The sequence below is a fragment of the Pseudomonas sp. PDM17 genome (assembly GCF_014851985.1).
Classification (GTDB): Bacteria; Pseudomonadota; Gammaproteobacteria; order Pseudomonadales; family Pseudomonadaceae; genus Pseudomonas.
The window spans coordinates 170044-189339 of sequence record NZ_JACVAT010000006.1; the positions used below are offsets into that span (position 1 = coordinate 170044).

The 19296-nt window shown below is 64.8% G+C and carries 16 protein-coding genes; 2 read left to right on the plus strand and 14 right to left on the minus strand.

Features of this window, described 5'->3' with window-relative positions:
* Window positions 1–10: 10 nt before the first annotated feature.
* From astA to IB256_RS21985, 14 genes are all read right to left on the minus strand, one after another.
* Window positions 11–1030, minus strand: coding sequence for an arginine N-succinyltransferase (gene astA, locus IB256_RS21920; protein ID WP_192289248.1), 1020 nt, complete (start codon window positions 1028–1030; stop codon window positions 11–13).
* A gap of 11 nt (window positions 1031–1041) precedes the next feature.
* Window positions 1042–2058 carry an arginine/ornithine succinyltransferase subunit alpha gene (aruF, locus tag IB256_RS21925; RefSeq protein ID WP_138215125.1) on the minus strand — a complete coding sequence of 339 codons (1017 nt, stop codon included), beginning with the start codon at window positions 2056–2058 and terminating at the stop codon, window positions 1042–1044.
* A 165-nt stretch (window positions 2059–2223) separates the two neighbouring features.
* Window positions 2224–3444: an aspartate aminotransferase family protein gene (locus IB256_RS21930; protein WP_138215126.1), complete on the minus strand. Its 1221-nt coding sequence runs from the start codon at window positions 3442–3444 to the stop codon at window positions 2224–2226.
* 369 nt (window positions 3445–3813) lie between these two features.
* Window positions 3814–4797, minus strand: coding sequence for a transcriptional regulator ArgR (argR, locus tag IB256_RS21935; RefSeq protein ID WP_192289251.1), 984 nt, complete (start codon window positions 4795–4797; stop codon window positions 3814–3816).
* 34 nt (window positions 4798–4831) lie between these two features.
* Entirely contained in the window at window positions 4832–5596 is a 765-nt protein-coding gene (aotP, locus tag IB256_RS21940) for an arginine/ornithine transport ATP-binding protein AotP (protein WP_015476463.1), read from the minus strand.
* 17 nt (window positions 5597–5613) lie between these two features.
* Window positions 5614–6726 carry a succinylglutamate desuccinylase/aspartoacylase family protein gene (locus IB256_RS21945; protein ID WP_192289253.1) on the minus strand — a complete coding sequence of 371 codons (1113 nt, stop codon included), beginning with the start codon at window positions 6724–6726 and terminating at the stop codon, window positions 5614–5616.
* Window positions 6727–6736: 10 nt separating this feature from the next.
* Entirely contained in the window at window positions 6737–7435 is a 699-nt protein-coding gene (locus IB256_RS21950; RefSeq protein ID WP_138215129.1) for an ABC transporter permease, read from the minus strand.
* Window positions 7436–7451: 16 nt separating this feature from the next.
* Entirely contained in the window at window positions 7452–8141 is a 690-nt protein-coding gene (locus IB256_RS21955; protein WP_081517967.1) for an ABC transporter permease, read from the minus strand.
* A gap of 140 nt (window positions 8142–8281) precedes the next feature.
* Window positions 8282–9061 carry an ABC transporter substrate-binding protein gene (locus IB256_RS21960; protein WP_081517966.1) on the minus strand — a complete coding sequence of 260 codons (780 nt, stop codon included), beginning with the start codon at window positions 9059–9061 and terminating at the stop codon, window positions 8282–8284.
* A 627-nt stretch (window positions 9062–9688) separates the two neighbouring features.
* The gene (gene acs, locus IB256_RS21965) at window positions 9689–11644 is read right to left on the minus strand and encodes an acetate--CoA ligase (RefSeq protein WP_081517965.1); all 1956 of its coding nucleotides are present in this window, start codon (window positions 11642–11644) and stop codon (window positions 9689–9691) included.
* Between the two features lie 162 nt (window positions 11645–11806).
* Window positions 11807–13087: a C4-dicarboxylate TRAP transporter large permease protein DctM gene (gene dctM, locus IB256_RS21970; RefSeq protein WP_151186375.1), complete on the minus strand. Its 1281-nt coding sequence runs from the start codon at window positions 13085–13087 to the stop codon at window positions 11807–11809.
* Entirely contained in the window at window positions 13084–13722 is a 639-nt protein-coding gene (locus IB256_RS21975; RefSeq protein WP_151186374.1) for a TRAP transporter small permease, read from the minus strand. The genes dctM and IB256_RS21975 overlap by 4 nt, the downstream gene beginning before the upstream one ends.
* 61 nt (window positions 13723–13783) lie before the next feature.
* Window positions 13784–14800 (minus strand): TRAP transporter substrate-binding protein, encoded by a 1017-nt coding sequence (locus IB256_RS21980; RefSeq protein ID WP_192404059.1) that lies wholly within the window; start codon window positions 14798–14800, stop codon window positions 13784–13786.
* A 204-nt stretch (window positions 14801–15004) separates the two neighbouring features.
* The gene (locus IB256_RS21985) at window positions 15005–15952 is read right to left on the minus strand and encodes a LysR family transcriptional regulator (protein WP_081517961.1); all 948 of its coding nucleotides are present in this window, start codon (window positions 15950–15952) and stop codon (window positions 15005–15007) included.
* A gap of 362 nt (window positions 15953–16314) precedes the next feature.
* Between IB256_RS21985 and IB256_RS21990 the strand changes: the two genes are divergently transcribed.
* Both IB256_RS21990 and IB256_RS21995 read left to right on the plus strand, forming a co-directional pair.
* Complete coding sequence (locus IB256_RS21990) at window positions 16315–18462, plus strand: FUSC family protein (protein WP_192289261.1); 2148 nt, start codon at window positions 16315–16317, stop codon at window positions 18460–18462.
* A gap of 552 nt (window positions 18463–19014) precedes the next feature.
* On the plus strand, window positions 19015–19278 hold the full coding sequence (locus IB256_RS21995) for a DUF2790 domain-containing protein (RefSeq protein ID WP_024766324.1): 264 nt from the start codon (window positions 19015–19017) through the stop codon (window positions 19276–19278).
* Window positions 19279–19296: the final 18 nt, after the last annotated feature.

Here is a 19296-nt window from a genome sequence, read left to right on the forward strand (position 1 = left end):
CCGGGCGGCGTCAGTTGCGTTTTCCGGAGAGGGGCACCGCGCGGACCGAGGCCCCGGCGGACAGGCGCAGGCGCTTGGCAGTCTGCGCATCGACCACCAGCGAGCCGGCGGCCACGCGCGCCGGGGCCGCGGTGATACGGCACTCCTCGCGCTTGCGGTTGTGGATCAGGTAAGGCTCGGCATCGTCGCCCGGCGTGCCGATCGCCAGCACCAGGTTCTGGCTGTCGGCGATGGCGCGGACCTTCTCGGTCGGCGCCTCGATGGCGGGGCCGGCGTCGAAGATGTCGACGTAACCCTGATAGCTGAAACCTTCAGCCTTGAGCATGGCCAGCGCCGGCTCGGTATCGGAGTGCACACGGCCGATCACCGAGCGCGCCTCTTCCGAGAGGAAGCAGGTGTAAAGCGGGAACTTGGGCATCAGCTCGGCGATGAAGGCCTTGTTGCCCACGCCGGTCAGGTAGTCGGCCTGGCTGAATTCCATCTTGAAGAAGTGCCGGCCCAGGCTTTCCCAGAACGGCGAGCGCCCGGCCGCATCGGACATGCCGCGCATCTCGGCGATCACCTTGTCACCGAACAGCTCGCGGAACTCGGCGATGAACAGGAAGCGCGCCTTGGACAGCAGGCGACCGTTCAGGCCGGAGCGGTGATCCGCATGCAGGAACAGCGAGCACAGCTCGGACTGCCCGGTGAGGTCGTTGGCCAGGAAAAGCGTGGGAATCTCGCGGTGGATGCCCAATTCCTGGGAGGCGCTGACGGTCAGGCCAACGCGGTAGTTGTACCAGGGCTCGCGCAGGCCGACGGCGCCGGCCACGGCGGAGATGCCGACGACCTTGCCTTCATCGTTCTCCAGCACGAACAGGTAGTCGGCGTCGGCGCGCTCGGCTTCGCCACGGAAGGCCTTTTCGGCCCAGTTCACCCGGTGCTGCAGGCGCTGCTCGTTGGCCGGCAGGGTGGTCAGACCGGTGCCGGTGCTGCGCGCCAGGTCAAACAGAGCCGGCAGGTCGGCGCTGGTTACGGGACGGACGATCATGCTCTCTCCCCTCAGATCGCAACCAGGCGCACGCTGGCGCCCTCGCCGATGCCCAGGGCATCGGCGGTTTCCTGGTTCAGGGTGACGGGCTTGCCCGGCACCCAGTCGAGTTCGGCGACAATGGCGCGGAAATCCTGCAACTGGCCGTTGGTCACCAGATAACTGCGGCTCCCATGACCCGACGCGCCGATGCGCACCGGCACCTGGCGGCTCTGAGCGATGGAGCGGATGTTCGAGGTCCGCGCATGCAGCGCCGGACCGCCATCGAAGATATCCACGTAGTTCTCGGACTCGAAGCCGTCGCGCATCAGGATGTCGAAGGTGATCTGCGCACGCGGATGCACCTGGCCCATCGCTTCCTGCGCCTCGTCGGGCAGCAGCGGCACATAGATCGGGTAGTGCGGCATCAGCTCGGCGAGGAAGGTGCGGCTCTTCAGCCCGGACAGTTTTTCGGCCTCGGTGTAGTCGAGATCGAAGAAGTTGCGCCCGATGGCGTTCCAGAACGGCGACTGGCCCTGATCGTCGCTGTAGCCGACGATCTCCACCACCACCGCGTCGGCAAAGCGCTCCGGATGGCTGGCCATGAACAGCAGGCGGCCACGGGAGTTGAGCTCGGCGATCGGCGTGTTCACCAGGTCGCGCTCGACGTAGAAGCTGGTCAGCAGGCTGTTGCCGGTGAGGTCGTGGCACAGCGAGAGGACGTGGATCTTGTTGTGGATCTTCAGCTCGCGGGAAGCATGCACGAAGGTTTCGTTGCGGAAGCTGTAGAAGGGCTCGGAGAAGCCGGCGGAAGCAACGATGGCCGAGCAGCCGACCAGGCGGCCAGTCTCGCTGTCCTCGAGCACGAAGAAGTAGCTCTCTTCACCGTTGAAGCTCACTTCGGCGGCGAACGAGGCCTCCGAGGCGAGGATCTTCTCGCGCAGGCGTTCCGCGTCGTCCGGCAGCGACGTGACGCCGACCGGGCTGTCCGCGGCGAGACGCTGCACTTGCTGCAGGTCGGCCACTTGGGCGGGGCGCATCACCAGCATGGCGTCACTCCTCTAACCAGACAAAAATTGTGATTCTTGGTTGATGGATCATGGACGCGACACAGCCTGTGCCGCGCTCATAGGGGCATTCGAAGAACCGGCCGGGACGATCCGGCCGGTTGAGCGGCGAGGCACAGGCCCCGCCGGTTCAGCGTAGCCGGGGGATCAGCCGCGGGTCAGCTTGGCGATGGCGCGCTCGAGGCGATCCAGGCCTTCGTCGATGTCCGCGTCCGGGATCACCAGGCTGGGCGCGAAACGCACCACGTCCGGGCCAGCCTGCAGGACCATCACGCCTTCCTTCTCAGCGGCGTTGAGCACGTCCTTGGCCTTACCCTTGAAGGCATCGTTGAGCACCGCGCCGATCAGCATGCCCATGCCGCGAACCTGGGTGAAGATGCCGTACTCGGCGGCGATCTTTTCCAGGCGGACCTTGAAGCGCTCGTGCTTGGCTTTCACACCTGCGAGCACTTCCGGGGTATTGATCACGTCGAAGGCTGCGCCGGCGACTGCGCACGCCAGCGGGTTGCCGCCGTAGGTAGTGCCATGGGTGCCGACGACCAGGTGCTCGGCGATCTTCGCGGTGGTCAGCATGGCGCCGATCGGGAAGCCGCCGCCCAGGCCCTTGGCGCTGGAGAGGATGTCCGGGTTCACGCCGTAGTACTGGTGGGCGTAGAGGTAGCCGATACGACCGAAGCCGCTCTGCACTTCATCGAAGATCAGCAGCGCGTTGTTTTCGTCGCACAGCTTGCGCACGCCTTCCAGGTAGGCCTGGTCGGCCGGCAGCACGCCGCTCTCGCCCTGCACCGGTTCGATGATCACGGCACAGGTCTTGTCGGAGATGGCCGCCTTCAGGGCTTCCAGGTCGTTGAACGGGATGTGGGTGATGCCTTCGACCTTCGGGCCGAAACCATCGGAGTACTTGGCCTGGCCACCGACATTGACGGTGAACAGGGTACGGCCGTGGAAGCTGTTGACCATCGAGATGATCTCGTACTTCTCGGGGCCGTAGACATCGTGGGCGTAGCGGCGCGCCAGCTTCAGCGCGGCCTCGTTGGCCTCGGCGCCGGAGTTGGCGAAGAACACGCGCTCGGCGAAGGTGGCGTCGATCAGCTTCTTGGCCAGGCGCAGGGCCGGCTCGTTGGTGAAGACGTTGGAGACGTGCCAGATCTTGCCGGCCTGCTCGGTCAGCGCCTGCATCAGCGCTGGATGGCCATGCCCCAGGGAACTGACCGCGATGCCGCCGGCGAAGTCCACCAGCTCTCGGCCGCTCTGATCCCAGACTCGGGAACCCTCGCCACGCACCGGAATGAAGGCTGCCGGCGAATAGTTGGGAACCATGACCTGGTCGAAGTCGGAGCGTTGGACCTGAGCTTGCGGAGCGGACATCGGTGTTCTCCTGCCTGGTTGAGGCGGCTATCGATGAATGGATTGTAGGGACGAACAGCGGGCCGTCATTGCCGCCATGCGACAACTTGTTATAGCGCCAACCCGCGAATTGCCGAGGCTTACGGAAATGCGACAGAAAGCGTCGGGAAGGCGCAGTGTAAGGCCTGCGGCCTGCTGCGGGTACAAGCGACCGTGGAATTTGTTCGCTGCGCGAACGAGGGAAAAAGGAATAAGGCAGGAAGGGGCTTTTGTGCAGGAGCGAGAGGGCGTCTGCCCCCTGCTCGCCAACTGCGCAACAAGAAAGTATCAGGCGAAGCTTGTAGGGCGGATAACCAGCTCCAGGTTATTCGCCCTGCGCAAAGCGCGGTGTCAACCGCGCTCGGTGGCGACCGGGGCGGCTTCGGCGGCGCTCTGGCCGCGGCGCTGGTTGCGGTCTTCGCGCGGGGTCACGCCGAAGAAGTTGCGGTAGGCGCTGGAGAAATGCGGACCGCTGGAGAAGCCGCAGGACAGGCCGATCTGGATGATCGACTTGCTGGTCTGCATGAGCATCTGCCGCGCGCGGTTCAGGCGCAGCTCCAGGTAATACTGGCTGGGCACCCGGGTCAGGTACTGTTTGAAGATGCGCTCCAGCTGGCGGCGCGAGACGCACACGTGCTGGGCGATCTCGTCGGTGGTCAGCGGCTCCTCGATGTTCGCCTCCATCAGCAGCACCGCCTGGGTGAGCTTCGGGTGGCTGGAGCCGAGGCGGTTCTTCAGCGGGATGCGCTGGCGTTCGGAGCCTTCGCGGATGCGCTCCACTACCAGCTCTTCGGAGACTGCGCCCGCCAGCTCCGCACCATGGTCGCGGGACAGCACGGCCAGCAGCAGATCGAGCACCGCCATGCCGCCGCAAGCACTGAGTCGATCACGGTCCCACTCGAACAGGTGGTTGGTGGCGATGACCTTGGGGTAACGCTCGGTGAAATCGTCGTGCCAGCGCCAGTGCACAGCGGCGCGGTAACCGTCGAGCAGACCCAACTGCGCCAGCGGGTAGATACCGGCGGACAATGCTCCGATGCTCACACCGCTGCGCGACAGCTGCTTGAGTACGGCAGCCAGTGGCGCGGGGACCGTCTGCGGAATCTCGTCGGCGACCAGGAATATCCGCTGGCACTGCTCCAGCACACCGCTCCAGGCCTGCCCCGGCAGGCGCCAGCCATCGGCCTCGGCCACCGGTTCGGCGCTCATGAAGACCGGTTCGTAGAGCGCTTCGGGGTGCAGTCGGCGGGCGACCCGCAGAGCCTCCTCGGCCAGACCGAGGGTCAGCGCCCGCGTGTGCGGCCAGAGGAGGAATCCGATGCGTTGTGCGGTCATGCGATCAGGTCACCAGGCGACTGTAACGGACAGCTTACTTCAAGCTGCCGGAAAGGAACTGCTTGAGGCGTTCGGATTGTGGATTGGCCAGGACTTCCTTCGGGCAGCCCGCCTCTTCCACCAGGCCTTTGTGCAGGAACACCAGCTGGTTGGAGACCTCGCGGGCGAAGCCCATCTCGTGGGTCACCACCACCATGGTGCGGCCTTCCTGGGCCAGGTCCTGCATCACGCGCAGGACTTCGCCGACCAGCTCGGGGTCGAGCGCCGAGGTCGGTTCGTCGAACAGCATGACTTCCGGCTCGACCGCCAGGGCACGGGCGATCGCCACGCGCTGCTGCTCACCGCCAGACATGTGGGCCGGGTAGGCATCCTTGCGGTGCGCCACGCCGACTTTCGCCAGGTAGTGCTCGGCCTTTTCCAGCGCCTCTTTCTTCGACACGCCCAGTACGTGGACCGGCGCTTCGATGACGTTTTCCAGGGCACTCATGTGCGACCACAGGTTGAAGTGCTGGAACACCATCGACAGGCGCGAGCGCATGCGCTGCAGCTGCTTGGCGTCGGCAGCCTTGAGCGCGCCGTCCTTGTTCGGCACGAGCTTGAGCTCTTCGCCGTTGAGCAGGATCTTGCCCGCATGGGGCTGTTCGAGCAGGTTGATGCAGCGCAGGAAGGTGCTCTTGCCCGAGCCGGAGGAGCCGATGATGCTGATCACGTCGCCCGCTTTCGCCGCCAGGGAGACGCCCTTGAGCACCTCGTGGGTGCCGTAGCGCTTGTGCAGGTCCTGGATTTCCAGTTTGTACATGGTGTCGGTTCTCGAATTCAGTCGTTGATCAGCCGGCCCTTGCGGAACGGCTCACGCCCGGCCACCTTGGCCAGCCAAAGCCCCGGCTGGGCGTAGCGCCCACGCTCGATGGCGAACAGCACGCCGGAAGTCCCGGCGCGAACAGTGCTGACCTGGTCGTTCAGCGGGTCGACCACTTCGAACAGTGCGTCGCCCTTCTCCACCCACTCCCCCGCCTTGCGCAGGAAACTCACCACGCCTACGTGGGGAGCGTAGAGGTATTCAGTGCCTTCGAAGGGCATGCCTTCGCAGCATTCGGCCGGTGCCGCCGGCCAGTCGCCGGCGATCAGACCCTGCTCGGCGAGGAAGCCGAGGATGGCCTCGGCATTGGCCTGCCCCTGGTCGACGCGGGTATCTCCCACACCGCCCAGCTCGACGGTGGTCGCCAGGCACGCCAGCGGAATCGCCGCCTGCGGGAAGGCCTGCGCCAGGCGCAGCCAGGGCAGCGAACAGGATTCGTCGAAGGAACTGCCGCCGGAATCTTCGGCAAGCAGAGCGACGCCGGCTTGCAGACGCGCAGCCAGGGACTTCCAGCGCGGCCAGTGCTGCGGGATCGCATAGACGTGGATGGCAGCGTCGAAGTCGCAATGCAGGTCGAGGACCACTTCAGCATCGCAGGCGTGGCGCAGCAGGATGCGCTGCATGCCCTGCAGCTCGGACGAGGCCGGCGGCAGCGCGTCGAGGCCATCACGCATGGCCTGGCGGATCAGCTCGACGTTGGCGGCTTCATCGACGCCCAGCTGGTCGCCGACACGCTCGGCAACCAGAGCGCTCAGCTCGACGAAATCGCGGTTGAAGTTCTTTCCGCTGCCGAACTCGAAACGCCCCAGATGGCTGGCCTGCAGGGTCTGACCCAGGCCGATGGGGTTGGCCACCGGCACCAGTTCGACGACGCAGTTCAGCTGCCCGCGCGACTCGAGGTAGGCCAGGCGCTGCTTGAGTTCCCAGGCGGTGCGCATGCCCGGCAGCTCGTCGGCATGCAGGCTGGACTGGATGTAGACCTTGCGCGGGCCCTTGCCGTAGCGGAATACGCTCAGGCGGCGCTCGCTACCCAGGCTGCTCCACGGCAGCAGATGATCGATACGTTCCACGGTGTATTCCTCAGTGCTTGCGCGGCGCGAGATAGGCCAGCCAGCGGCGCTCGGCCAGCTTGAACAGGCGCACCAGGGTGAAGGTCATGATCAGGTAGAAGATGCCGGCGGTGATGAACGCCTCGAACGGCAGGTAGTACTGCGAGTACACGGTGCGCGCGGCGCCGGTGATGTCCACCAGGGTCACGATGGACGCAAGGCTGGTGGTCTGCAGCATCATGATCACTTCGTTGCTGTACTGCGGCAGCGCGCGGCGCAGGGCCGAGGGCAGCAGGATGCGGCGGTACAGCTTGATCCGCGACATGCCCATGGCCTTGGCGGCTTCGATCTCGCCGTGCGGGGTCGCGCGGATGCTGCCGGCAAGGATCTCGGCGGTGTAGGCGCTGGTGTTGATGGCAAAGGCTGCGCAGGCGCAGAAAGTGGCGTTGGACAGCAACGGCCACATCGCGCTCTCGCGCACCGCCTCGAACTGTGCCAGGCCGTAATAGATGAGGAACAGCTGCACCAGCATCGGGGTGCCGCGGATCACATAGGTATAGAGCCAGGCCGGCAGGTTCACCGCGGGGTTCTTCGAGCAGCGCATCAGCGCCAGCGGCACCGCCGCCAGCAGACCGAAGAACAGCGAGATTGCCAGCAGCTTGAGGGTCACCAGCAGGCCGCTGAAGTAGAGCGGCAGGCTGTCCCAGATGACGGAGAAGTCGAAAATCATGATCAGGCTCCCGGTCTCAAAGCTCGGCGACTTTCACGCCGACCGAATAGCGGCGTTCGAGCATGCGCAGCAGCACCAGGGAAACGCTGGTGACCACCAGGTACAGCGCCGCCACGGCGAGGAAATAGGTGAAGGGTTCGCGTGTGGCGTCCGAGGCCTGCTTGGCCTTGAACATCATGTCCTGCAGGCCGACCACGGAGATCAGCGCGGTGGCCTTGACCAGTACCAGCCAGTTGTTGGTGAAGCCGGGGATGGCCAGGCGGATCATCTGCGGCACCTGGATGCGGAAGAACACCTGAAGCGGGCTCATGCCGTAGGCGAAGCCGGCCTCGCCCTGCCCTTTCGGGATGGCCATGAAAGCGCCACGGAAGGTCTCGGACAGGTAGGCGCCGAAGATGAAGCCCAGGGTGCCGACCCCGGAGGCGAAGGGGTTGAGGTCGATGTAGTCGTCATAGCCGACCATGGGCGCGATCCAGTTCACCGCAGCCTGGCCGCCATAGAAAATCAGCAGGATCAGCACAAGGTCCGGTACGCCGCGGATCACGGTGGAATAGAGGTCGCCGCACCAGGCCAGCCACTTCACAGGCGACAGGCGGATGGCCGCGCCGAGCAGACCCAGCGCGATCGCCAGGGCCATCGACAGCAGGGACAGCTGAAGCGTCAGCCAGGCACCATCGACGATGGTGGCTCCGTAGCCATTGAGCATAATTTCGTACCTCGTGAAACCGGACGCCGCCCGCAACGACACGGACGCTCAGGGCGAGCGCGACTGCAGGCTCACCCCCAATAAAAAAGTGGCACAAACTTCAGGATCAGGCCTGGGTCTGTGCCACTTCTGGACGTGGATCAGTTCTCGCCGTAGACGTCGAACTTGAAGTACTTGTCCTGTACTTCCTTGTACTTGCCGTTGGCACGGATGCCGGCGATGGCCGCGTTGAATTTCTCGGTCAGGGCGGTATCGCCCTTGCGCACGGCGATGCCGGCGCCACCACCGAAGTACTTCGGATCGTTGTATTCCGGACCTACGAAGGCGTAGCCCTTGCCGGCATCGGTTTTCAGGAAGCCGTCGTCGAGGTTGACCGAGTCAGCCATGGTCGCGTCGATGCGGCCGGAGACCAGGTCCATGTTGGCTTCGTTCTGCGAGTTGTAACGCACGACCTCGATGCCGGCCGGAGCCAGGACGTCGGTGGCGTAGCGGTCATGGGTGGAGGCGCGCAGCACACCGACCTTCTTGCCCTTCAGGTCCGCCAGCGGATCGCTCAGGGTCACGCCTTCCTTCATCACGAAGCGCGCGGGGGTGTGGTAGTACTTGTTGGTGAAGTCCACGGACTTCTTGCGCTCGTCGGTGATGGTCATGGACGAGAGGATGGCGTCGATCTTGCGAACCTTCAGTGCCGGGATCAGGCCGTCAAACTCCTGCTCGACCCAGGTACATTTGACCTTCATCTCTTCGCACAGGGCGTTGCCGATATCCACGTCGAAACCGGCGAGCTTGCCGTCGGGAGTCTTGAAGGAGAAAGGCGGATAGCCGGCTTCGATGCCGATGCGGACCGGCTTGTCGTCAGCGTGGGCAACCAGGGAAAGCGCGGACAGGGCCAGCGCACCGAGAAGTGCAAACTTCTTCATCAGTAACTCCTTCGAGGGTAGGGCTTCGATTGGCAGGAGAAAGGGGTTGGCCCAGGCTGCCCGTGCAGAAGTGAAGGTTATTGTTCGTCTGCGCATTGCCGGCGCGATTCTTGTGAAAAGCGCGCCTACCGGGGTGAGCGGCATTCTAGCGACAGCCCCGGAGCGGTTATTTCTTCAATGCGACAAGTAATTATAGAAGCGCCGGAGACAGAGCCCCGGCGGCTTGACGGCGTGGATTTTACGTGATCTGAAAGCGAGTAGTAAAACCCAATTTACTTGCAGTAATTGGGCCACAAATACCAGACCTCAGTCCCTGCGCGGGGTGCGCGATATTGACTCATTCCGCGCGGACAGAAAAGACGCACCGAAGCTGTGCGAAATGTTTCCTGGCGCCTCATTTTGTCGCAGGGAAATGTTACCGGTGGGAGGGACGCACACTGTAGGAGCGAGCTTGCTCGCGAACTGCATCCGGTCAGTGCCGGGATTGATGGGTATCGCGGCGCTCCACGCCATCCTACGTTGATGCTCCAGGAGAGCTTCGGCGATTGTGGATTGTGGGCCGCCGGCACAAAAGCGCAGAAATGAAAAACGCCCCGGCAAGCGGGGCGTTTTTCATCGGGCGGCGGATCAGGCCGCGCGCATGGCCTGGTGCGTATCGATCAGGTGCTGCACCACACCCGGATCGGCCAGGGTGGAGATATCACCCAGGGTGTCGTACTCGGCCGTGGCGATCTTGCGCAGGATGCGGCGCATGATCTTGCCCGAGCGGGTCTTCGGCAGGCCCGGCGCCCACTGGATCACATCCGGCGTGGCGATCGGGCCGATTTCCTTGCGCACCCAGGCACGCAGTTCCTGGCGCAATTGCTCGTTGCTTTCCTCGCCGGCATTCAGGGTGACGTAGACATAGATGCCCTGCCCCTTGATGTCGTGCGGTACGCCAACCACTGCGGCCTCGGCCACTTTCGGGTGGGCGACCAGGGCGCTCTCGATCTCGGCGGTACCCATGCGGTGGCCGGAGACGTTGAGCACGTCATCGACGCGGCCGGTGATCCAGTAGTAGCCGTCTTCGTCGCGGCGGGCGCCGTCACCGGTGAAGTACATGCCCTTGAAGGTCTTGAAGTAGGTGTCCACGTAGCGGTCGTGGTCGCCGTACAGGGTGCGCGCCTGGCCCGGCCAGGAATCCAGGATCACCAGGTTGCCCTCGGTGGCCCCTTCCAGGATGTTGCCCAGGTTGTCCACCAGCGCCGGCACCACGCCGAAGAACGGCTTGGCAGCGGAGCCCGGCTTCAGGCCGTGGGCGCCCGGCAGTGGGGTCATCAGGCAGGCGCCGGTTTCGGTTTGCCACCAGGTGTCGACGATCGGGCAGCGCGACTGGCCGACGGTCTCGTAGTACCACTGCCAGGCTTCCGGATTGATCGGCTCGCCCACCGAACCCAGCAGGCGCAGGCTGGAGCCGTCGGCGCCTGCGACCGCTGCCTTGCCCTCGGCCATCATGGCGCGGATGGCGGTCGGGGCGGTGTAGAGGATGTTGACCTTGTGCTTGTCGACGATCTTCGCGACGCGGGAGATGTCCGGGTAGTTCGGCACGCCCTCGAACAGCACGGTGGTCGCGCCGTTGGCCAACGGGCCGTAGACGACGTAGGTGTGACCGGTGACCCAGCCGATGTCGGCGGTGCACCAGAAGACTTCACCCGGACGGTAGTCGAACACCCGCTCATGGGTCAGCGAGGCGTAGACCAGGTAGCCGCCGGTGGTGTGCAGCACGCCCTTGGGTTTGCCGGTGGAGCCGGAGGTGTAGAGGATGAACAGCGGGTCCTCGGCGCCCATTTCCTTCGGTGCGCAGGTGGAGCCGGCGACCTTCATCAGGTCCTCGAACCACACGTCGCGGTGCTGGTTCCACTTGATGTCCGAACCCGTGCGCTTGCAGACGATGATCTTCTGCACACTGTTGGTTTCCGGGTTGGTCAGGGCGTCGTCGACGTTGGCCTTGAGCGGGGTCTTCTTGCCGCCACGCAGACCTTCGTCGGCGGTGATCACCACCTTGGAACGGCAGTCGATGATGCGGCCGGCCAGGGCTTCGGGGGAGAAGCCGCCGAACACAACGGAATGGATCGCACCGATGCGGGCGCAGGCCAGCATGGCGACCACGGCTTCCGGGATCATCGGCATGTAGATGGTCACCACGTCGCCACGGTGCACGTCCTGGCCGCGCAGGGCGTTAGCGAACTTGCAGACCTGCTCGTGCAGCTCGCGGTAGGTGATTTCACGGTGCTCGGAAGGATCGTCGCCTTCCCAGATGATGGCGAGCTGGTCGCCGCGCTCGGCCAGGTGGCGGTCGAGGCAGTTGTAGGAGAGGTTCAGGGTGCCATCGGCGAACCACTTGATGTCCACGTGGTGATCGTCGAAGGAGGTCTGCTTGACCTTGGTGAACGGCTTGATCCAGTCGATGCGCTGGGCCTGTTCGCGCCAGAAGCCGTCGGGGTTGACCACCGACTGCTGGTACAGCTTCTTGTAGGTGGCCTCGTCGGTCAGAGTGGTCGCGGCCACTTCGGGACGCACGGGGTACACGGATGCCGCTGTCATGGCGTTCTACCTCGGTGAAGAGTGTTGTTTTTGTTGCCCTAAGTTGTAACGGCGACACCCTCTCCCGAACCATACGACCATGGTCTTACCAATCCTTAGTCTTAGTGATGAGCCCCATAAGCCGTTGTTTTGGCAACGGACTCATGGGGCCGCGACAACCTGTCACATGCCAAGGGCGTGGGGCAGCGCCAGCGAGATGTAGGGCACGTAGGTCACCAGGATCAGGAACAGCAGCAGGATCATCAGCCACGGCAGCGCCGCGCGGATGGTCGAGCCCAGCGGCAGGCCGGTGACCGCCGAGGTGACGAACAGGTTGAGCCCTACCGGCGGGTGCACCAGACCGATCTCCATGTTCACCACCATGACGATGCCGAGGTGGATCGGGTCGATCCCCAGGCGCATGGCGATGGGGAAGAAGATCGGCGCGAGGATCAGCACGATGGCCGAGGGCTCCATGAAGCTGCCGGCCACCAGCAGCACCACGTTGACCATCAGCAGGAAGCCGATCGGCGTCAGCCCCTCCTGCATCACCCACTCGGTGATCTGCTGGGGAATCTGCTCGGTGGTCAGCACGTGGGCGAAGAGCATGGCGTTGGCGATGATGAACATCAGCATGATGCTCAGCCGCCCCGACTCCACCAGCACCTTGGGGCAGTCGCGCAGGCGCATGTCCTTGTAGACGAACAGCGCGACGAAGGCCGAGTAGACCGCCGCCACCGCCGCCGCCTCGGTAGGCGTGAACAGCCCGGAGTAAATGCCGCCAAGGATGATCACCAGCAGCAACAGGCCCCAGATCGCCCGGCGTGCGGCGGACAGCCATTCGCGCAGGCTGGCGCGCGGTTGCGCCGGCAGCTTCTTCACCCGCGCGACGATGTAGATCACCACCATCAGAATCACGCCCAGCAGCAGGCCCGGCACCACGCCGGCGACGAACAGCTTGCCCACCGAAGTCTCGGTGGCAGCCGAGTACACCACCATGACGATCGACGGCGGAATCAGGATGCCCAGGGTACCGGCGTTGCAGATGATCCCGGCGCCGAACTCGCGCGGGTATCCCGAACGCACCATGCCGGCCACGGCAATCGAGCCCACTGCCGCCACGGTCGCCGGCGAAGAACCGGACAGGGCGGCGAACAGCATGCAGGCCAGCACCGCCGCGATCGCCAGGCCGCCACGGATGTGGCCGACGCAGGCATTGGCGAAGTCGATCAGCCGGCGGGCCACGCCGCCGGTGGTCATGAAGGCGCCGGAAAGCAGGAAGAACGGGATTGCCAGCAGCGTGTAGGCCTCGGAGGTCTCGAACAGCTTGATCGCCAGCGAACGCACCGAGTCAGGACTGAACAGCAGGATCGTCAGTGCGCCGGAAAGCCCGAGGGAAATGGCGATGGGCACGCCGATGAACATGAAGACGAAGAGCAGGAGGAACAGGATCATCACGGTCATGGACGGCTCTCCGCGGCTTCTTCACCGGCCAACTTCGAGGCTTCCGCGGCCTCGTCGGCGAGGCCCAGGCCGAGTTGGCGGCCGCGCAACAGGTTGACGAGGATTTCCAGGTAGCGCAGGACCACCAGGCCGAAGCCAATGGGCACGATCACCGCGATGTAGGCCTGGAGGATGCCGAAATGGTCGAGGTCTTCCGCGCCGATGCCGGCGACGAACAGGGTCTTCACCCAGTCGAAACTGGCGACCATGAACAGCCCGGCGTAGCCCAGGCAGCAGAGACAGGCCAGCACGCCGATGCAGCGTTGCACCGGGCGCGGCGCCAGCCGCACCAGCGCGTCCACGCCCAGGTGGCCGGCGGTACGCACGCCATAGGCGATGCCGAAGAAGATCAGCCAGCCGAACAGCGCCTTGGTCAGTGCGTTGCTCCAGGACATGTCCTGGGCGACGCCGAGGATCGCATCGCCGATGGCGTAGAGCGGCCCCTGTAACGATGGCAGGCGGTCGCCCAGGTCATAGAACAGGGTGAAGACGTTGGTCATCACCACGTAGACGAAGGTCACCAGCGTCATGGCCGCCAGCAGGAAGGCGATGGCGCCTTCCTCGAAGTGGTTCCAGACGCGCACGAGTCGGTTCATCGAAAGTTCTCCACAACGGAACATCCGCACACAGCCCCGCCAGCCGGCGGGGCCGGGTGGATCAATGGGGACGGTTGGAGGCTTCGGCGGCCTGGAGGAAATCGGCGCCGACGTTGTCGCGGAATTTCTGCCACACCGGCTGCATCGCCTCGCGCCAGTCGGCGCGCTGCTGCGCGGTGAGCGGGTGGATCTCGCTGGTGCCGCTGGCGAGGATGCGCTGGCGGGCGTCGCGGTTCAGCCGCTCGGCTTCCTGGTTCACCTTCACGGTGACCTCGGCCATGATCTTTTCCAACTCGGCGCGCAGGTCCGGCGGCAGGCCGTTCCAGAACTTCGCATTGGTGATCACCATGTAGTCCACCAGGCCGTGGTTGGACTCGGTGAAGTACTTCTGCACCTCGTTGACCTTCTGGCTCTCGTAGTTCGACCAGGTGTTCTCGGTGCCATTCACCACGCCGGTCTGCAGGCCCTGGTAGACCTCGGCGAAGGACATCTTGCGGGAGATCGCGCGCAGCTCGCGGAACTGTTCGTTGAGCACGTCGGAGGCCTGCACGCGGAACTTCAGTCCGCGCGCATCGCCCGGCTCGAGCAGCAGGCGATTGGCCGACAGCTGCTTCATCCCGTTGTGCCAGTAGGCGAGGCCGAGGATGCCCTTGCCCTGCATGCTGGTCAGCAGGCTCTGGCCCTGCGGGCTGCGCTGGAAGTTGTCGACGGCGTCGATATCGTCGAAGAGGAACGGTAGATCGAAGATCTGTACCTTGCGGGTGTACTGCTCGAACTTGGCCAGGGACGGCGCGAGCATCTGCACGTCCCCCAGCAGCAGCGCTTCCATTTCCTTGCCGTCGCCGTACAGCGAGGAGTTCGGGTAGACCTCCACGCGCACCCGGCCGGGCAGGCGCTCTTCGGCCAGGCGCTTGAACATCAGCGCGCCCTGCCCCTTGGGCGTGTTCTCCGCAACCACGTGAGCGAACTTGATCACTATCGGTTCGCTGGAAGGCCGGGGTTCATCGGCAGCCTGAATGGCAGAAGCGCAGGCCAACGCCAGGACGGCGAGCAACGCCCGCCCCATGGTTGTAAACATCGCGTCACCCTCAATTTGTTCTTGTGCTTGCGAGGTGAGCCTGGCGACAGGCTCGCAACGAGACTGACGCAAATAGTCGCGTTCGGAGAATTCGTCTTTTCCCAAAGCGGCGTTCGACACAGCGGAACGCAAGGTACGAAAAAACACGCCCGGCAGATGCCGGGCGCGGTGAGGTTCAGAGGCTCAAGACAGAAGAATGGCGCGTCAGCCGGGCACTTGGGTGCGATGCTCGAGCATCATCCGTTCGTGCTCCTCAAGCATGCCGGGCACACAATCACGGAGGAACTCCACCCAGGTGCGGATCTTCGCGTCGAGGTACTGGCGCGACGGATACAGCGCATAGACGTTGAGGTGGAACAGGCTGTAATCGGGCAGCACGCGCACCAGGCTGCCGTCCTTCAGGCCCTGCACGGCGGAGTACACCGGCAGCGCGCCGATGCCCATGCCGGCGCGTACCGCCTCGGTCATGGCGTCAGCGGTGTTGACCTGGAAATGCGTCTGGTTGATGCCGACCATTTCCTGGCCGTCGGGGCCGTCGAACAGCCACTTGTCCAGCGACATCACCGAGTTCACCAGGCGCAGGCAACGGTGATCGGTCAGCTCGCCGAGCTGCTTGGGCAGGCCATGGCGCGCCACATAGTCGGGCGACGCGCAGAGCACGCTGTAGGTCTTGCCGATGCGCTTGGAGACGAAGCCCGAATCCGGCAGCTCCTGGGCGATGACCACGGAGATGTCGTAGCCCTCGTCGAGGATGTCGGTGATGCGGTTGGCCAGGGTCAGGTCGAAGGTGACCTCCGGGTAGATCTCGCAGTACTGCGAGATCGCACGGATCAGGTAGTGCTGGCCGATGCCGGTCATGGCATGCACCTTCACCTTGCCGTGGGGCCGGGCATGGGCGTCGCCCGCTTCGGCTTCGGCCTCCTCGATGTAGCCGAGGATCTGCTGGCAGCGCTGCAGGTAACGCTGGCCGGCTTCGGTCAGGGCGATGCGGCGGGTGGTGCGGTGCAGCAAGCGGGTACGCAGGTGAGCTTCGAGCTTCGCCACCGTCCGCGAGACGTAGGCGGTGGTGAGGTCCATGCGCTGGGCGGCGGCGGTAAAGCTGCCGGTCTCGGCGACACAGACAAAGGCACGCATGTTGTGCAGCAGGTCCATCATTTCTCCTGAGAGCCTGTCCACGCCACGGCGGGCGGCCTCTGCAACGGCGCTCGGACGAGCAACGCCTTGTTACAGATTCATGACAGGCGGCGAATTGTCGCACACCTGTCGCGACGGGATTATTGTCCTTTCAGGCAACAATAATTCATCCAACCGTCAGCTTATCCTGCCCCCCGGCGCACTTCTAGAATCGCCCTCCCCAACGCGGCCCGCCGCGACACCCCAGGATTCGCACCCGTGCTCCGCCTTTCGTGCAACGTGCTGCCACCCCTTCGCTCGGCCTCAGAACTACAGGGGTGTCCAAACCCGTCCGCCGCCTGCCAAGAAAAGCCCGACCACCGCCTGCCGAGATAAGCCCGATGAGCAGTCTGTCCGTGCGCCTGCCCAAGGCCGCCGCGGTGCGCTTCGCCCTGTCCGACTGGGCGCACACCGACGGCGTCACCTGGATGTTCATCCTCAAGACGCTGATCACCGCCTTCACGGCATTGTGGCTGGCCTACCGCCTGGAGCTGCCGCAACCCAATACCGTGCTGGTAAGCGCCTTCATCGTGCTGCAGCCGCAGAGCGGCCAGGTGCTGGCGAAGAGTTTCTACCGCATCCTCGGTACGCTGGCCGGGCTCACGGTGATGGTTACCTTCATTGCCCTGTTCGCCCAGGAGCGCGTGCTGTTCCTGCTCTGCGTGGCGATCTGGGTCGGCCTGTGTACTGCGGGCGCGGCGCGCTACCGCGACTTCCGCGCCTATGCCTGCCTGCTTGCCGGCTACACCGCGGTGATGATCGGCATCCCTGCCACCCTGCACCCCGAAGGTGCCTTCATGCAGGCGCTGTGGCGGGTGATCGAGATCACCCTGGGGATTCTCTGCACCGGCGTGGTCAGCGCCGTGGTCCTGCCGCAGACCAGCACCGCCGCCCTGCGTAACGCGCTGAACACCCGCTTCGGCGACTTCGCCGGCCTCGCCAGCGCGGGTCTCAACGGCACGCTGGAGCGCGAGCGCTTCGAGCAGGCCAGCGCACGTATCGCTGCCGAGGTGGTCGGTCTGGAAAGCCTGCGCAACGTCACTGCCTTCGAAGACCCGCACATGCGTCTGCGCAGCGGCCGCCTGGCGCGGCTGAACAGCGAGTTCATGCAACTGACCACACGCTTCCATGCGCTGCAGCGGCTGCTCGACCGCCTGCGCGAACGCCAGGCCAGCAACGTGCTGGAAGTGCTGATGCCGTGCCTGATCGATGTCAGCGAGCTGCTCGCCAGCTGGCACGGCCGGCCGCTGAGTGAAGCGGATGCCGAGCGCCTGAGCGTGCAGCTGGAACTCTGCAAGCACCACCTGATGCCCCGCATCCGCGAAGCCCGCGCCAACCTCGGCCACACCTGCCCGCGGGAAGCCGACCAGCTGGACTTCGAGACTGCCGCCGAGCTGCTCTACCGCTTCGCCGACGATATGCACAACTACGCCCAGACCCACGCCTCGCTGGCCGCGCACAAGCACGAACGCGAGCAATGGAAGGAGCGCTTCACACCCAAGGCCAACGCCCTCGCCGCCGCCGTCGCGGGGTTCCGTTGTGCGCTGCTGGTGATAGTCGGCGGGGTGTTCTGGATCGAGACTTCCTGGCTGAGCGGAGCCACCTTCGCGCTGACCTCGGTGCTGATCGCCGCGCTCTCCTCCGCCTCGCCGAATCCCAAGCGGCTATCACTGCAACTGACCCTCGGTACGCTGCTCGGCGCCACGCTCGGCTTCATCCTGACCTTCCGCGTGCTGCCGCACATCGACGGCTTCCCGCTGCTGTGCTTCGTACTCTCGCCGGTGTTCGCCCTCGGCGCGTTCCTGATTACCCGGCCCAAGTGGAGCGGCTACGGCGTCGGCCTGCTGGTGTGGTTCTGCATCGCCTCGCTGCCGGCCAACGTGGCGCGCTACGACGCCTACACCTTCATCAACGAATACCTGGCGATGCTGCTGTCGATGGGCATGGCGGTGGTCGCGGCCATCGTCATCCTGCCGCCGAACCGGCCGTGGCTGTGGGAGCGCCTGGAAGCAGAGCTGCGCCTGCGCGTGGTGCGGGTGATCAGCGACCCGCTGAAGGGCCTCTCATCGAACTTCGAAAGCGGCACCCGCGACCTGCTGAACCAGGCCTATGGGCTATCCACAGGCCGCCCGGACGTGCAGCGTCGGTTGCTGCGCTGGACCTTTCAGGTGCAGGAGATCGGCCTGTCGATCATTGAGCTGCGCCGCGAGCAGGCTGCCCTGCCGAAGGAGCCCTGGTACGCCGAGCGCATGCCCTGGCGCCGGGCGATCCGCGCGCTGGGCCGGGCGCTGATCCGGCTGTTCATCCAGCCCAGCGAGAGCAACCGCCAGCGCGCCCTGGCAGCAGTGGAACACGCCATCCATGCCACGCGCACCACGGACGATCGCCGCCCGCCGCACTTCGATTCGTCGCCCCTGCGCCGGGTGTGCAGCTACCTGCACTTCATTCGCACTTCGCTGCTCGACCCACAGTCGCCGCTGCGCGATTGAGGTCGCCCATGTTCGCGAGCAAGAACTGGGCGTCCCCCCTCGTTCCTGCAGGAAAAGCCTGACGCTCCTACACGAGAGGTCGTGCCAGCCTACCCTCTCCTCCGCCCTGGCTACGCGCCCCGCTTCGAAGGGAGAGGGAGCCGTCCGTGCCGGCTGACGCTTTGGTTTCACCCTGCACCATACGGTCCCCTCTCCCTTCAGGGAGAGGGTTAGGGAGAGGGAAACTCCGGGCACGGACTTTCAGAGAAAGACAGTTGCCCCTACGCCAGCCGGCAACCCCGCCGCGAATCCGCCAGACCTGCGACAGCCCGCCGCAAGACCACCCCCGAAACCCGCGTCGCGCCTGGATTGTTGCCTCTGAGTACGAAGTCTTGTTGGCGCCTGGATATATGACTCAGGTCAGGCAAATCCTATTATTTCCGTGCTGTTACAGCGCGCGCCGCAACACCACCCAAGACCCGTAAATCATTCCCCAACGCTTCCCGATGCAGCCATGAGCTGAACGTCACGGACCCGTCACGTCCGGACTCCGGGAACAAGGCAGGTAAATTCATGAAAGCTGTAGTCATCCTGGCCATGCTGGGCTTCTCTTCGCTCGCCCTCGCCGAGCAGGTGAACGCCGCCGACCAGGCGCCAAGCGCGGCCGTGGAGCAGTACACCTACGACATGAAACTGGACGTCGCCCACGTCATCTCGACCACCGACGTATCCAACGAATGCGGCATCGTGCCGGCACGCATGACCTACGAAGACACTCAGGGTCAGCGCCACACCGTCGAATACCAGGTGTGGGGCAACGGCTGCTCCGGCGGCTAAGCAAATTGCGCAGTCCCG

Coding starts and splice junctions, on each gene's coding strand:
- IB256_RS21930 (WP_138215126.1), bottom strand. CDS start 3,444: ATGTCCGCTCCGCAAGCTCAGGTCCAACGCTCCGACTTCGACCAGGTC.
- IB256_RS21975 (WP_151186374.1), bottom strand. CDS start 13,722: ATGAACCGACTCGTGCGCGTCTGGAACCACTTCGAGGAAGGCGCCATC.
- IB256_RS21960 (WP_081517966.1), bottom strand. CDS start 9,061: ATGAAGAAGTTTGCACTTCTCGGTGCGCTGGCCCTGTCCGCGCTTTCC.
- astA (WP_192289248.1), bottom strand. CDS start 1,030: ATGATCGTCCGTCCCGTAACCAGCGCCGACCTGCCGGCTCTGTTTGAC.
- argR (WP_192289251.1), bottom strand. CDS start 4,797: ATGACCGCACAACGCATCGGATTCCTCCTCTGGCCGCACACGCGGGCG.
- aruF (WP_138215125.1), bottom strand. CDS start 2,058: ATGCTGGTGATGCGCCCCGCCCAAGTGGCCGACCTGCAGCAAGTGCAG.
- IB256_RS21950 (WP_138215129.1), bottom strand. CDS start 7,435: ATGATTTTCGACTTCTCCGTCATCTGGGACAGCCTGCCGCTCTACTTC.
- IB256_RS21980 (WP_192404059.1), bottom strand. CDS start 14,800: ATGTTTACAACCATGGGGCGGGCGTTGCTCGCCGTCCTGGCGTTGGCC.
- IB256_RS21990 (WP_192289261.1), top strand. CDS start 16,315: ATGAGCAGTCTGTCCGTGCGCCTGCCCAAGGCCGCCGCGGTGCGCTTC.
- dctM (WP_151186375.1), bottom strand. CDS start 13,087: ATGACCGTGATGATCCTGTTCCTCCTGCTCTTCGTCTTCATGTTCATC.
- acs (WP_081517965.1), bottom strand. CDS start 11,644: ATGACAGCGGCATCCGTGTACCCCGTGCGTCCCGAAGTGGCCGCGACC.
- IB256_RS21985 (WP_081517961.1), bottom strand. CDS start 15,952: ATGGACCTGCTGCACAACATGCGTGCCTTTGTCTGTGTCGCCGAGACC.
- IB256_RS21995 (WP_024766324.1), top strand. CDS start 19,015: ATGAAAGCTGTAGTCATCCTGGCCATGCTGGGCTTCTCTTCGCTCGCC.
- aotP (WP_015476463.1), bottom strand. CDS start 5,596: ATGTACAAACTGGAAATCCAGGACCTGCACAAGCGCTACGGCACCCAC.
- IB256_RS21955 (WP_081517967.1), bottom strand. CDS start 8,141: ATGCTCAATGGCTACGGAGCCACCATCGTCGATGGTGCCTGGCTGACG.